The sequence below is a fragment of the Rothia kristinae NBRC 15354 genome, assembly GCF_001570865.1.
GTDB lineage: Bacteria > Actinomycetota > Actinomycetes > Actinomycetales > Micrococcaceae > Rothia > Rothia kristinae.
The window spans coordinates 20,413-33,802 of record NZ_BCSM01000009.1; the positions used below are offsets into that span (position 1 = coordinate 20,413).

The window sequence follows — 13,390 nt, forward strand, 5'->3', positions numbered from 1 at the left end:
GCGGACATCCCGCGGCCCGAGCCTCGGCCCGCCGCCGCGCGGGCACGCGAGAAGGCCCCCGCCTCCCGACCCCCGCGCGAGGCGGGGACGGGAGACGGGGGCCTTCCGGTCATACGGCTTCAGGACCGGGGAGGGTCAGAGCCGTGGGGGCGGCGATCAGGCGCCGGGGACGTCGTCCCCGCGGTGCTCCTTGGCCTTCTTCTCGATGGCCTCGCCGACCTCCTGGTCGATGTTCTTCCAGTACCAGAACACCCGAGACAGCACCGGCTCCTCGACGTCGGCCATCATCCCGGCCACGGTGTTCACCAGGCGCTCGCGGGCGGCGTCATCGTAGACCTCGCGCACCAGGGTGTGGGCCTGGCCGAAGTCGTCGTCCTCCGCGTGCAGGGTGTACGCGGCGCGCACCAGCTCGCCGTCGGCCTCCCAGCCGTTGTCCACCCGGGACTCCTCCTTGCTCACGTAGGAGCGGTAGGAGTTCGGGGCGTACGGCGCGGCCGAACCGGAGTGGTGGTACTGCATGAAGCCCTCCTTGTCGTAGGAGTTCATGGGCACCACCGGGGCGTTGACCGGCAGCTGGTTGTAGTTGGTGCCGATGCGGTGGCGCTGGGCGTCCGGGTAGGAGAACACCCGGCCCAGCAGCATCTTGTCCGGGGACAGCCCCGTGCCGGGGACCATGTTGGCCGGGGCGAAGGCCGCCTGCTCGATCTGGGCGAAGAAGTTCTCCGGGTTCCGGTTCAGGGTGAACCGGCCGACCTTGTGGCGCGGGTAGTCCTTCTGCGGCCAGACCTTCGTCAGGTCGAAGGGGTTGAAGCGGTAGTCCTTCGCGTCCTCGTAGGGCATGAACTGCATCTCCACGGACCAGGACGGGTACTCCCCGCGCTGGATCGCGTCGAACAGGTCCCGGCGGTGGTAATCCCCGTCGGAGCCGGCCAGCCGCTCGGCCTCCTCGTTGGTCATGTTCTCCACGCCCTGCTCGGAGATGAAGTGCCACTTGACCCAGGTCTTCTTCCCCTCCGCATTGACCAGCATGTAGGTGTGGGAGGAGTACCCGTTCATGTGCCGCCAGCTGCGCGGCAGCCCGCGATCGCCCATGAGGTAGGAGACCTGGTGGGCCGACTCCGGGGACAGCGTCCAGAAGTCCCACTGCATGTTGGCGCTGCGCAGACCGGAGTCGGCGGTGCGCTTCTGCGAGTGGATGAAGTCCGGGAACTTGATCGGGTCGCGCATGAAGAAGATCGGCGTGTTGTTCCCGACCATGTCGAAGTTGCCGTCCTCGGTGTAGAACTTCAGCGAGAACCCGCGAACATCGCGCCAGGTGTCCGGGGAGCCCAGCTCACCGGCCACGGTGGAGAAGCGCGCGAGCATCGGGGTCTTGGTGCCCTTCTGCAGGAACTTCGCGTAGGTGTACGCGGAGATGTCCTCGGTGATCTCCAGCTCGCCGAAGGCGCCGGAGCCCTTCGCGTGCGGGGAGCGCTCCGGGACGCGCTCGCGGTCGAAGCGGGCCAGCTTCTGGACCAGCTCGACGTCGTGCAGCAGCAGCGGGCCGTTGGCGCCGACGCTCAGCGAGTACTCGTCGGACTGGCGCGGCACGCCGGTCTCGGTGGTGGAGGGGCGATGGGGATCGAACTGCTGTTCGGTCATGGTGGATCTCCTTCGTCGTGGGTGTGACTGGGGATGGGCCCGGGCTCCGCGGGTGCGGAGCGGTTCGGGTGGTCTGAGATGGCGACCCCGGGATCAGTCCCGGGACTCGGCCTCGGCGCGCTCCCGGGCGGCCCGGCACTGCGGGCACAGGGCGCGGAAGACGACGTCGGCGCTGAGGATCTGCATCCCATGGGTCTGGCTCGGGTGCAGACACGGGGCCTGCCCGACGGCGCAGTCCACGTCCTCCACGCGCCCGCAGTCCACGCACACGCTGTGGTGGTGGTTGTCGTTGGCGCGGGTCTCGTACAGCCCCGGGGTGCCGGGCGGCTGGAACTTCCGGAGCATGCCGACCGCGGTGAGGTCGGCCAGCACCACGTAGACGGACTGCACGGTGATGCTCGGCAGCACGGCGCGCACGTGGCGGACGATCTCCTCGGCGGTGGAGTGCTGGTGCCGATGCACGGTGTGCAGCACGGCCAGGCGCTGCCGGGTCACCCGACGGCCCAGGGAGCGCAGCTCGTCCGACCACTGCGCGCGCAGGGCCGCGGCGTCGTGGGCCGGAGGGTGCGTCGGCGTGGTCTGTGAGGTCATGGAACCACCCTAGCGTTATTCTGAGCCACTCACAATAGGAGGCCGCTGGGCGAGTGATATGGATCATGGAAGATCTGCGGCTGAAATCGCGTCACGATCCGGGGTCGCGGTGCTCTGGAGAAGGTGTCGGGGCCTCCGGGGAGGAGGCCCCGACACCGCGGCAGCCCGTATCGGGGGATGCGGCCGCCCGCTCGCGGACCGGGACATGGGGGATGTCCGGATCCGCATTCCGGGGGCGCCTGGCAGGGGGGAGCCAGGCGCGGGTGCGTCGCCGCCCCATCGGGGGATGTGCTCCATGGGGGATGGAGCAGGGCGGGGCGCACCCGGGTATCCCGGTGCATCGGGATGGCCCCGGCGTCGTCGGACTCTCACGCTGCGATGACGAGCATCCTGTGGCGACTCTTGCGTCGTTCGATGCGATGCTTCCGCGCCCATCCTGGCCTAAGGTTATCGGGACGAGTGCCCGGGGGACAGGGTCTCGGAATATCGGGGGTGAATGTTTCGTGATGCAACCGGAAGACGCGGCGGGCAGCGCGGCCGAGGGGTCGCAGACGCCGGAGAAGGACGAGGCGCTGCTGCGCCGGTACCCGGAGGACCCGGCCGGTGTGGCCGAGCGGCTGTATCAGCGCCATGCGCGCACCGCGGTGCGGATCGCCCGACGCTCCGGCGCGAACCCGGAGGAGGCCGAGGACGCCGTCGCCGAGGCCTTCGTGCGCATCCTCGGGATGCTCGCCGACGGCAGAGGGCCCCGTCGGGCCTTCCTGCGGTACCTGATGCGAACGGTCGCCACGGTGGTGCGCGAGCGCCGCAGCGGCCCCGCCCCGCAGGATCCGCAGTCCCCGGAGGCGCTGCCGCTGGCGGAGACCACCGAGGCCGTGGTGGGCCGCCGCGAGGAGGCCCGCATCGTCACCCGCGCCTATCAGGATCTGCCCCCGCGCTGGCGCACCATCCTGTGGGGTCTGGATGTGGAAGGGCGTGCGCCTCGCGAGCTGGCGGCGGAGCTGGAGATGACGCCCAACGCCGTCTCCCAGGCCGCCGTGCGGGCCCGCGAACGCCTCCGGGAAGGGTATCTCTCCCACTATGCGCTGCGTCCGGCGACGGGGGAGTGCGCCGAATATGCGCCGATGCTCCCGCAGCTGGTGCGCGGGCGCCTGACGTCTGCTCGTCGTCGGCGCCTGCTGCGGCATCTGGAGACCTGCCCGCGCTGCTCCGCCGAGCACCTGGCGCTGGTCAGCACCTCCGATCTGATGCGCGGTTGGGTGCTGCCGGGGATGCTCCTGGGCGGAGTCCTGCTGCACGGCGGGCAGCGGGCTCACGCCCTGGCCGCCGTCGGCGCGGCGTCGGGTCCCGTGGCCGACGGCGCGGCATCTCCCCGGGGAATCGCGGATCCGCCCCGACACGCGCCCTCCGGGCGCGCGCACCTGGGTGCGGGACATCCCGGGTGGCGGCGGGTGCGGCTCGGTTCGGCCCTGGCCGCGGTCGCGTTGTTCGCCTCCACCGTACAGCTGCCTCCGGAGGGAGCCCGGCCCTCGCCCACCATCGAGGCGGAGATCTCCGCGCCGTCATCGGAAGCCGATGCCCCGTCCTCCCCGTCGCGACTCCCACCCACCGAGTTCGCGGAGACCGAGACCGCCCCGCGGGCCGCAGCCGGCGCACCGGCGGCGCGTGAGGAGGCGGAGCGTCCGGTGCTGGTGCGCACGGTCCTCGCCGCGCGCACCACGGCTTCGCCCGAGCCGGACCGCGGGAACGGCCAGGGGATCCGAGGCGAGGGGGGCTCCTCCGGTGAGGCCGGACCCGCCGGGCGCGCCGACGGGTCCTCGTCCCCCGTCGAGGATCGGGGGAGCGCGGTGCCGGTGCCGCAGGCCTCCTTCAGCAGCGCCCAGGTGCGGCCCGCCGACGCCGAGCCGGAGGCCTCCGGGCCCTCGGCGGAGCCCGCGGAGGAGCCGGTGATCCGCACCGCCGCGGCCGCGGTGCCCGCACAGGCGCAGCCGGAGACCGACCTCGTGCCGATCGATGTCGATCCCGGCCCCGTCCCTGCGGCGCAGCGGCCCGCGACCGGGGCGCAGTCCCCGGTGCTTCCGGATCCGGTGGACCCGGAGCCGCAGCCGGAGACCGGGCCGGTGGCCGCCGGGGAGAGCGCGAGCGAGCAGGATGCAGGCGGGGAAGCCGCGGTCGAGGATGCTGCGGCCGGGGACGCCGTGGCCGAGGACGCGGCCGGGCCGCAGACTCCGGCCTCCGCGGCACCCGCGGACCTCCCGGAGGACGGGCAGCCGGTTCCCCAGGCGCGGCTCCCTCGTGCCGCGGGGGTCGGTGTGGTCGAGGAGACCGGGGATGAGGGGCTGCCCGCTGGTGAGCTGCCGATGGGGGAGCCCCGGGCGTATGCTCCGCGCGCTGCTGCCCCGCGGGCTGCGAGCGCACGGCCCATCCCGGTCTGGACCGCGACGTGGGTCGTGGTGCGCTGGCGCGGCTGACCGACTGTCCGAGACCGCCCAGCCAGTCCTCAGCTGGCTGACAGGTCTGCGCAACCACTCCGTGACCCTGATGCTTTACGGTTGAAGCACCGCGTTCGTCGTCCCCCGCGGGCGTCCGCGGACCGTCGTCGTCATCCGAGGAGACATCGAAGGACCATGCACCAGCACTACAACGGGCTCAAGACGGCCCTGCTGTTCGGCGGGCTCTGGGCGGTGCTGCTCGGGATCGGCGGCGTGCTGGCCGCCGGGACCCGCAGCTCCGCGTTCATCTGGATCTTCGCCCTGATCGCCCTGGGCACCTCCGCCTACGGGTACTGGAACAGCGACAAGATCGCCATCCGCTCCATGAACGCCCGGCCGGTCACCCCGCAGGAGGCCCCGGCCATGTACCGGATCGTCCAGGAGCTGTCCACCCGGGCCGACAAGCCCATGCCGCGGCTGTACATCGCCCCGACCCTCTCGCCCAACGCCTTCGCCACCGGGCGCAACCCGGAGCACGCCGCGGTGTGCTGCACCGAGGGCATCCTGCAGCTGCTCAACGAACGCGAGCTGCGCGGGGTGCTCGGGCACGAGCTGATGCACGTGTACAACCGGGACATCCTGACCTCCTCCGTGGCGGGGGCCATCGCCGGCGTCGTCTCCTCCATCGCCCAGTTCGCGCTGTTCTTCGGCGGCAACCGGGAGCGCGGCGGCAACGTCATCGGCAGCCTGCTCATCGCCCTGGTCGCCCCGCTGGCGGCCTCGATCATCCAGATGGCCATCAGCCGCACCCGCGAGTACGACGCCGATGAGGACGGCGCCCGGCTCACCGACGACCCGCTGGCCCTGGCCTCGGCGCTGCGCAAGCTGGAGACCGGCACCGCCCGGGCCCCGATGGACCCGGAGAACCCGAAGGTCGCCAACGCCTCCCACGTGATGATCGCCAACCCCTTCGGCGGGCTGAACGTGGGGCGCCTGACCTCCACCCACCCGCCCATGGACCAGCGCATCGCCCGCCTGGAGCAGATGGCCGGCTACGGCGGGAACGCCGGGCGCTGATCTTCCGCTCCAGCCGAACGCGACGCGGCCCGCACCCCGGAAGGATCGGGGCGCGGGCCGCGTCGCGTCGTCGGCGCTGAAGGCGGGAGCGCGGGCTACCGGTAGTTGACGAACTGCACGGCGACCTCCAGGTCCGCCTCCTTCAGCAGGGCCTGCACGGCCTGCAGATCGTCCCGGGACTTGGAGGAGACCCGCAGCTCATCGCCCTGGATCTGCGCCTTCACGCCCTTGGGGCCCTCCTCCCGGATGAGCTTGGAGATCTTCTTGGCCTGGTCCTGGGCGATGCCCTCCTTGATGGAGCACTCGATGCGGTGCTCCTTGCCGGAGGGGTACGGCTCCCCGGCGTCCAGGGACTTCAGGGAGATCCCGCGCTTGACCAGCTTGGACTGGAAGACGTCCAGCACGGCCTGGGCGCGCTCGGCGGAGTTGGCCTTGATGAGGATCTTCTCCCCGGAGGATTCCACGGAGGCGCCGACGCCGCGGAAGTCGTAGCGCTGGGACACCTCCTTCTGCGCCTGGTTCAGCGCGTTGGAGACCTCCTGCTTGTCCACGGTGCTGACGATGTCGAATGAGGATTCGCTGGCCATGGGCCCTCCTGCGGGGTCGAGGTCGGATGTTCTCCACCAGGGTACGTGCTGGGCCGGGCGGCGGGGGAGGGATCGGCGATCGGCCAGCGTTCCCCGACCTGGCCCTGATCGTCCTCTCACCAGGGGCACAGGCGGGCGTCCGAGGGTGGGAGTCATGCAGATGCACACCGTCCTTCCCCACGGAGTCCTCCCCGGCGAGCTGGAGGCAGGCGCCGTCGCCGCCCTGCCCGTTCCCGCGCCGTCGCGCCCCCGTCCCGGTTCCGCCCCGGTGCCCGCCGCGGGCCTGCACCGGGCGGATCTGGTGGCCCGGCATCGCGGGGTCCGAGAGGACCTGCGCGCGGCGGTGGCCCGCGGGGAGATCAGCGCCCGGCAGTCCGCCCGGTTCCTGGCCCGCATCGAGGCCGCGCTGCTGGTCGAGCAGCACACGCCGCCGCGCGTGCCCGGCGGTCGGTGAGGCGGGCCCGATGCGGCGGACCTCGGGAGAGAGAGCGCCCCTCCCGGTGCCGTTGCTCACAGGTCGGGTCCGCGCAGGGGCCGGGGTTTGTGCCGGGAGGCTCGGGTCCGCTACGGTGGTATCCGCTCCCGCTTGCGGGAGCGATGATCCATCGTGACGGCCGAGGCGCCGGCGCGGCGGAGGCTCGGCAGGTTACCCGAGCGGCCAAAGGGGGCTGACTGTAAATCAGCTGGCACTGCCTACGGGGGTTCGAATCCCTCACCTGCCACCGATGCCCTGCACAGGGCGCGCCACCCGAAGGGCTCCGATCCACCGGATCGGGGCCCTTCGGCGTCTCCACCTCCGCCGCGGCCCCGCCTCCGGCGGGTGCGGAGGCCGACGCCGAGCCGGCGGGTGCCAACCGGCCGCGGTCAGGATGCTGTGCTCACAGTGAAAGGCCTGGGGCTCGCCCGGGGTCGGTGCGTAGTCTCGGGCACATGGCTACCGTCGAACTGACCGAGAACAACCTCAACCAGACCATCCAGGACCACGAGATTGTGCTCGTGGACTTCTGGGCCGAGTGGTGCGGGCCCTGCAAGCAGTTCGGGCCGGTCTTCGAGGCTGCCTCGGAGAAGCACCCGGAGATCGCCTTCGGCAAGGTGGACACCGACGCCCAGCAGAGCCTCGCGGCCGCCGCGGGGATCACCTCCATCCCCACCCTGATGGCCTTCCGCGAGCAGACCCTCGTCTTCGCCCAGCCCGGCGCCCTCAACGGCTCCCAGCTTGACCAGGTCATCGAGGCCGTGCAGGGCCTGGACATGGACGACGTGCGCCGGCAGATCGCCGAGGCCGAGAAGCAGGCGGCCCAGCAGGCCGAGGGCGGGCAGGCCCCGTCCGCGGATCCCGCGCAGGCCTGAGCCCGGCACCCACCCGATCCCGCGCCCGCCCGGCGACCGTGGGATCTCCGCCCCGCGGCCCCGGAACACCCGTTCCGGGGCCGCAGCCGCGTCGTCAGCCCCCGAAGCGGTGGGCCTGCGGGGCCACCCGGGGCCCGCGCCGGGGTCGGCGGGGCCCGGCGGCCAGGATCATGCGCACCACCCGCTGGCGGTTGCCCGCCCACGGGCGCAGCAGCCGCAGCATCCGCTCATCGTCCCCGGCGCGCCCCTCCAGGGCGTAGCAGACGCCGTGGGCCAGATGGTAGTCGCCCACGCTGATCGCATCCGGCAGACCGTGGGAGCGCTGCATCGTCTCGGCCACCGTCCACGGGCCGATCCCCGGCACCGCCGCCAGCCCCCGGGCGAGAGCAGCCACCCCGTGCGCCGCCCCGCCCGGGAGTCGTCGCGCCTCCTCGGCGCGGATCAGCGATCCGGCGGCCTCCGCCAACCGACCCACCGCTGCGCTGCGCTGGGCATCCACCCCGGCGGTGCGCCAGTGCCAGGACGGGATCCGGCGCCACTGCAGCGGCGTCAGCGGCAGCACCAGGTCCCGCGCCCACGCCGGGGCCGTCCCACCCGGGGACGGCGCGGGGTCCGCGTGCTCGCGGGTCAGGCGCTGCCACGCCCCGATCGCCTCCGCACCCGTGACCTTCTGCTCGAAGACCGCGCTCACCGCGTGGCGGAAGACCCACCCGGAGGAGCTCAGCCGCAGCCCCGGACGGGTGCGGAACGCCGCCCGGATGTCCGCTGGGATCAGCCGGTGCTCCGGTGAGGCCGCGAAGCCGGGCCAGTCATCGGCCAGCCCCGTCAGTCCGGCGGCTCGATCCAGGAAGGCCGCGATCTCCTCCGGATCCCACCCCCAGGCCCGGACCAGGATCGGCCAGCAGGCCGGACCCGACGCGGCCTCGCGCGCCGCGGCGTCGGGCACCAGGTGCGGGCCCTGCTCGAGCACCGCGGTGACCCCCGACCCGGTGTCCTCCGGGATGCGTGCGGTGAGCACCGCGCGGGTGCCGTGGGATCCGCTGCGGATGCGTACAGTGGGGTCCGATGTGCCGCGCCGCAGCACCGCGAGCGTGCGCGCCAGATCCACGGGTGAATCCGGGCGCAGCAGACGCTCGCGAACGCAGGGAGCAGGCATGGGATCCATCGTCTCACGCGGTCGACGCGCCGCCACCTCCGGCGGCAGCGCCGACCCCGCCGCCGGTCGGGCTGTCGCGCCGCGGGGTTCGCGACGCGCAACCTGGGCGCTCGGCGCGGTCTGCGCGCTGCTCGCTGCGGGGCTGTTCTCCTGGATGTCCGTGGGGCAGTGGGAACGCTGGGACAGCCCCTCCTGGGACCTGGCGATCTTCTCCCAGCTGGCCCAGGACTACGCGCACCTGCGGGCCCCGATCGTGGACATCAAGGGCCACGGCTTCAACCTTCTGGGGGACCACTTCCACCCCCTGCTCATCCTGCTCGGCCCGGTCTGGGCGCTGTGGCCCAGCGGCCTGGCCATCATGATCACCCAGGACGCGCTGCTCGGGCTCGGGGCCGGGATCCTCGCCGGCTTCGGCACCCGCTTCCTCGGGTGGGCGCGTGGGCTCTGCCTGGGCACGGCCTTCACCCTCAGCTTCGGGGTGTTCGAGGCGGTGCGGGTGCAGTTCCACGAGGTCGCCTTCGCGGTGCCGCTGCTGGCGATGAGCCTGTGCCTGCTGGCCCTGCGCCGCCTGCGCGCGGCCGCCGGGTGGGCAGCGCCCCTGGTCTTCGTCAAGGAGGACCTCGGCATCACCGTCGCGGTCATCGGGCTGGTCATCCTCTGGACGGCCCTTCGCGCCCCCGCCGCGGACGGGCACGGCGCGGGGCCTGAGCCCGGGTCCGGTTCGGCGTCGGAGGGCTCCGGCGAGCAGCGATCCGCGTCCGGTATCCGCCCCGCGCCCGGCCTGTGCAGCGCGGCGGCGCACCGGGTGCGGGGCGCGCTGCGTCGGCCCGGGGCGCCGGCCGGCATCATCCTGGCGTGCTGGGGCCTGGCCTGGAGCGTGCTGGCCGTCAGCGTGATCCTGCCCGCGCTGAATCCGCACGGGACCTTCGACTACGCGGACAAAGTGGATGTGCCGCGGGCCCTGGGCGACCCGCTGCAGGCCTTCGCCCAGCTGTTCACCCCTGAAGCCAAGCTGCGCACCTGGGGGCTGTTGCTGCTCAGCGGGGCCGTGGTGTTCCTGCGCTCGCCGCTGTCCTGGGTGGGTCTGCCGACCCTCGTGTGGCGCTTCCTCTCCCCGAACGAGGGGTACTGGGGGCCCACCTGGCATTACAGCCTCGTGCTGATGCCCGTGCTGTTCGCCGCGGTCTTCGACGCCGCCCTGCGGGCCCGCGCTGCGGCCCCCGCGCAGCGCCGTCGGCGCGAGGTCGTGCACCAGGGCGATGCCGGGGATCCCGGGGCGAGCGGGCGCGCCGCCGTCCTGCGCTCGCGGGCGCGAGCGACGGTGGACGCCGTCTGCGCGGCCGGGCCGGTGCTGGCCGCCGTCCTCGCGGTGGCCCTGGTGCCCTCGGGACCGTTGGCCGAGGCCTGGCGGCAGCGGGAGCCGGATGCCACGCAGCGGCAGGTGATCCAGGCGCGGCAGCGGGCCGTCGAACACGTGCCGGAGGGCGTGAGCGTGGCCGCGGACCTCTCGGTGCTCACCCGCCTGGTCCCGGGCCGGGACGTGCACTGGATCGGCACCGCCGGGGACCCGGCCCCGGAGTACCTCGTGCTGCAGACCGACGGCGCCACCTGGGGCGGGCGCGGCCCCGCCGATCCGGGCGCCTACGCCCGGGAGCACTACGGCGCGTCCTACGACGTCGTGTTCCGGGAGCAGAGCGTCGTGGTGCTGCGCCGGGCCTGACTGTGCCCGCCCCGCAGGGGTCCGACGCCGCCCCACGCCCGGCCCCGTCCGATCGGGGGTGCGGGGCACCGAGCGGTGCGTCACGCCCCGGCCGCGGGCGCACCGCGGTGGGGTAGGGTGGGGGACACCGGGATTCCCCGAGACGCGCCCCCACGCCCGCTGAGACAGCGGAGCGGAAGGCCGTCACTCGATCTCGAGCTCGCCGCCGCGCGCACCGCCTGAAGACCACAGACACCCGCAGATCAGCGGGACGGGTGCGCCCACCGAAGATGACGTCCTCCGCTGCAACTCGGAGTCGGATCACGCGGGCGGAGCCATGAGGGGAGACATCCGGCCTCCGGCGAGATCTTCGCCGGGACACGACCCCCGCCAAGCAAAGGACCTTTCGGTGAGCGAAAACACCACCCCCCTGCCCGACGACGCCCGCACCACCCCCGCGGACCCCGAGACCCAGTCGGCCGAGACCCCGGCGCAGCCCGAGCAGACCCAGCAGGCCGAGACTCCGGCTCCCGCCGCGGAGGCTGTCCCCGCCGAGACCAAGACGACCGCGACCGCTCCGGCGGAGACCACGCAGGCCGAGGAGCCCGCCGCCGAGGAGCCGGCCGGCCCCCGCTTCGTCGAGCTCGGCCTGGACGGGCGCGTGCTGGCCGCGCTGGAGGAGATCGGCTACGAGACCCCCTCCCCGATCCAGGCGGAGACCATCCCGCTGCTGCTGGAGGGCCGCGACGTCGTCGGCCTGGCCCAGACCGGCACCGGCAAGACCGCGGCCTTCGCGCTGCCGGCCCTGTCCCACCTGGCCGAGCTGTCCGACCTGGAGGGCCCCTCCAAGGCCGTGCAGGTGCTGGTGCTCGCCCCCACCCGCGAGCTGGCCCTGCAGGTCGGGGAGGCCTTCTCCTCCTACGCCAAGCACCTCGAGGACTTCACCGTCCTGCCCGTGTACGGCGGCTCCCCCTACGGCCCCCAGCTGGCCGGTCTGCGCCGCGGCGCGCAGGTCGTCGTCGGCACCCCCGGGCGCGTCATCGACCACCTCAAGCGCGGCTCCCTGGACCTGTCCCAGCTGCGCCACCTGGTGCTGGACGAGGCCGACGAGATGCTGCGCATGGGCTTCGCCGAGGACGTCGAGGAGATCCTCTCCCAGACCCCCGCGGAGAAGCAGGTGGCCCTGTTCTCCGCGACCATGCCCAAGTCCATCCGCCGCATCGCCGAGGACTACCTGCGCGACCCGGTGGAGGTGCGCGTGAAGGCCAAGACCACCACCGCGGCGAACATCCGGCAGCGGTACATGCAGGTCATGCACTCCCACAAGCTCGAGGCCATGACCCGGGTGCTGGAGGTCGAGGACTACGATGGCGTGATCGCCTTCGTGCGCACCAAGAAGGAGACCGAGGAGGTCTCGGACAAGCTCAAGGCCCGCGGCTTCCAGGCCGCCGCGATCAACGGGGACATCCCCCAGACCCAGCGGGAGCGGACCGTGGAGGCCCTGCGCGAGGGCCGGGTGGACATCCTGGTGGCCACCGACGTCGCCGCCCGCGGGCTGGACGTGGAGCGGATCTCCCTGGTGGTCAACTTCGACATCCCGCACGACACCGAGTCCTACGTGCACCGGATCGGGCGCACCGGGCGGGCCGGGCGGGAGGGCGAGGCCATCCTGTTCATGACCCCGCGCGAGAAGCACATGCTGCGTCAGATCGAGAAGGCCACGCACCAGAAGGTCGAGCAGATGCACATGCCCAGCGCCGCGGACGTGAACCAGTCCCGCCTGGACAACTTCGCCCAGCAGATCACCGAGACCCTCGAGTCCGAGGACCTGACCCTGTTCAAGGGCCTGGTGGAGGGCTACGTCGCCGAGCACGACGTGCCCGCCGAGGACGTCGCCGCCGCGATCGCGTTCATCGCCCAGGACGGGCGCCCGTTCTTCGCCGAGGAGCTGCCGGAGCGTCCGGCGCGCGGCCGGGACCGGGAGCGCGGGGATCGCGACGGCGGTCGGGAGCGCGGCCCGCGGCGTCGCAGCGACGAGGGCCTGCGCACCTACAAGATCCAGGTGGGCCACGATCAGCGGGTGCTGCCCGGCGCGATCGTCGGGGCCCTGACCAACGAGGGCGGGCTGACCGGCTCCCAGGTCGGCAACATCGACATCCGCGGCGGCTTCTCCCTGGTGGACCTGCCGGAGGATCTGGACGTGGACTCCCTGCGGGACCTGGAGATCAACGGCCACCGGATCGACATCGCCCCGGATCGCGGCGGTCGCGCCGGCGGCGGACGCTCGGGCGGACGCCTCGGCGGGCGCGGCCAGGGCGGTCCCCGCGGGGGCTACCGCGGCGGGCGCGACCGGGATGACCGCGGCGGCTACCGCGGGAACCGGGACCGCGGGGATCGCGGGGGCTACCGCGGGAACCGGGACCGCGGGGATCGCGGCGGGTACCGGGGACACCGGGACCGCTTCGAGCGCGACGGGCGCGAGGGCTACCGCGGCCGCTGAGGCCCCGCCCGAGGGCGAGCTCATCACAGCGCTTCCGCTGTGATGGACGACATGGCTGACGGATTTGGCGGGCTTGTGAACCGGTCTGTATAGTCTTATGTCGTTGCCCCGATAGCTCAGTGGTAGAGCGCCATCTTGGTAAGATGGAGGTCCCGGGATCGATTCCCGGTCGGGGCTCTCATGATGAGGGCCCGCGCACGGCTGAGGCCGCGCGCGGGTGCTTCACATGTAAGGCGGTGTAGCTCAGCTGGTTAGAGCGCACGACTCATAATCGTGAGGTCGACGGATCGAGCCCGTCCACCGCTACCTCCGGAAAGGACCCCCGTCCCCGCGGCCATCGCCGCGGCGGACGGGGGT

At 72.9% G+C, this 13,390-nt stretch carries 10 protein-coding genes and 3 tRNA genes; 9 read left to right on the forward strand and 4 right to left on the reverse strand.

Translation table 11 applies throughout. From position 1 onward, the window contains the following. Positions 1–156: 156 nt before the first annotated feature. Complete coding sequence (locus tag KKR01S_RS06545) at positions 157–1,641, reverse strand: catalase (protein WP_058730733.1); 1,485 nt, start codon at positions 1,639–1,641, stop codon at positions 157–159. 93 nt (positions 1,642–1,734) lie between these two features. After that, positions 1,735–2,232: a Fur family transcriptional regulator gene (locus KKR01S_RS06550; RefSeq protein ID WP_081046198.1), complete on the reverse strand. Its 498-nt coding sequence runs from the start codon at positions 2,230–2,232 to the stop codon at positions 1,735–1,737. A gap of 506 nt (positions 2,233–2,738) precedes the next feature. On the opposite strand from KKR01S_RS06550, the gene KKR01S_RS06555 reads away from it, so the two are divergent. Together KKR01S_RS06555 and htpX are read left to right on the forward strand one after the other, a co-directional pair. Next, on the forward strand, positions 2,739–4,703 hold the full coding sequence (locus KKR01S_RS06555; protein ID WP_061225600.1) for a sigma-70 family RNA polymerase sigma factor: 1,965 nt from the start codon (positions 2,739–2,741) through the stop codon (positions 4,701–4,703). Between the two features lie 156 nt (positions 4,704–4,859). Next, positions 4,860–5,741 (forward strand): zinc metalloprotease HtpX, encoded by an 882-nt coding sequence (gene htpX, locus KKR01S_RS06560; protein ID WP_061225601.1) that lies wholly within the window; start codon positions 4,860–4,862, stop codon positions 5,739–5,741. Positions 5,742–5,836: 95 nt separating this feature from the next. Here the strand turns inward: htpX and KKR01S_RS06565 are convergent, their stop codons facing one another. Then, positions 5,837–6,328: a YajQ family cyclic di-GMP-binding protein gene (locus tag KKR01S_RS06565; protein WP_058730736.1), complete on the reverse strand. Its 492-nt coding sequence runs from the start codon at positions 6,326–6,328 to the stop codon at positions 5,837–5,839. Positions 6,329–6,482: 154 nt separating this feature from the next. On the opposite strand from KKR01S_RS06565, the gene KKR01S_RS06570 reads away from it, so the two are divergent. The 3 genes from KKR01S_RS06570 to trxA all read left to right on the forward strand — a co-directional run bounded on the left by KKR01S_RS06570 (position 6,483) and on the right by trxA (position 7,678). Further along, positions 6,483–6,782, forward strand: coding sequence for a hypothetical protein (locus KKR01S_RS06570; RefSeq protein WP_058730737.1), 300 nt, complete (start codon positions 6,483–6,485; stop codon positions 6,780–6,782). A gap of 186 nt (positions 6,783–6,968) precedes the next feature. Further along, a tRNA-Tyr gene (locus KKR01S_RS06575) sits at positions 6,969–7,050 on the forward strand. Between the two features lie 208 nt (positions 7,051–7,258). After that, on the forward strand, positions 7,259–7,678 hold the full coding sequence (gene trxA / locus KKR01S_RS06580) for a thioredoxin (RefSeq protein ID WP_058730738.1): 420 nt from the start codon (positions 7,259–7,261) through the stop codon (positions 7,676–7,678). Between the two features lie 94 nt (positions 7,679–7,772). Here trxA and KKR01S_RS06585 read toward each other — a convergent pair whose 3' ends face one another. Continuing rightward, complete coding sequence (locus tag KKR01S_RS06585; RefSeq protein WP_064725839.1) at positions 7,773–8,834, reverse strand: DNA-3-methyladenine glycosylase family protein; 1,062 nt, start codon at positions 8,832–8,834, stop codon at positions 7,773–7,775. Positions 8,835–8,994: 160 nt separating this feature from the next. On the opposite strand from KKR01S_RS06585, the gene KKR01S_RS06590 reads away from it, so the two are divergent. The 4 genes from KKR01S_RS06590 (at position 8,995) to KKR01S_RS06605 (ending at position 13,339) form a co-directional block, all read left to right on the forward strand. Further along, positions 8,995–10,554, forward strand: a complete 1,560-nt coding sequence (locus KKR01S_RS06590) for a DUF2079 domain-containing protein (RefSeq protein ID WP_414602872.1) — start codon at positions 8,995–8,997, stop codon at positions 10,552–10,554. Between the two features lie 388 nt (positions 10,555–10,942). Next, positions 10,943–13,033 (forward strand): DEAD/DEAH box helicase, encoded by a 2,091-nt coding sequence (locus tag KKR01S_RS06595; protein ID WP_061225604.1) that lies wholly within the window; start codon positions 10,943–10,945, stop codon positions 13,031–13,033. Between the two features lie 105 nt (positions 13,034–13,138). Continuing rightward, positions 13,139–13,210: transfer RNA gene (locus KKR01S_RS06600), tRNA-Thr, on the forward strand. 55 nt (positions 13,211–13,265) lie between these two features. Next, positions 13,266–13,339 (forward strand) — tRNA-Met (locus tag KKR01S_RS06605). The last annotated feature ends 51 nt before the right edge of the window (positions 13,340–13,390 follow it).

Coding starts and splice junctions, on each gene's coding strand:
- trxA (WP_058730738.1), top strand. CDS start 7,259: ATGGCTACCGTCGAACTGACCGAGAACAACCTCAACCAGACCATCCAG.
- KKR01S_RS06570 (WP_058730737.1), top strand. CDS start 6,483: ATGCAGATGCACACCGTCCTTCCCCACGGAGTCCTCCCCGGCGAGCTG.
- KKR01S_RS06545 (WP_058730733.1), bottom strand. CDS start 1,641: ATGACCGAACAGCAGTTCGATCCCCATCGCCCCTCCACCACCGAGACC.
- KKR01S_RS06550 (WP_081046198.1), bottom strand. CDS start 2,232: ATGACCTCACAGACCACGCCGACGCACCCTCCGGCCCACGACGCCGCG.
- KKR01S_RS06555 (WP_061225600.1), top strand. CDS start 2,739: ATGCAACCGGAAGACGCGGCGGGCAGCGCGGCCGAGGGGTCGCAGACG.
- htpX (WP_061225601.1), top strand. CDS start 4,860: ATGCACCAGCACTACAACGGGCTCAAGACGGCCCTGCTGTTCGGCGGG.
- KKR01S_RS06585 (WP_064725839.1), bottom strand. CDS start 8,834: ATGCCTGCTCCCTGCGTTCGCGAGCGTCTGCTGCGCCCGGATTCACCC.
- KKR01S_RS06565 (WP_058730736.1), bottom strand. CDS start 6,328: ATGGCCAGCGAATCCTCATTCGACATCGTCAGCACCGTGGACAAGCAG.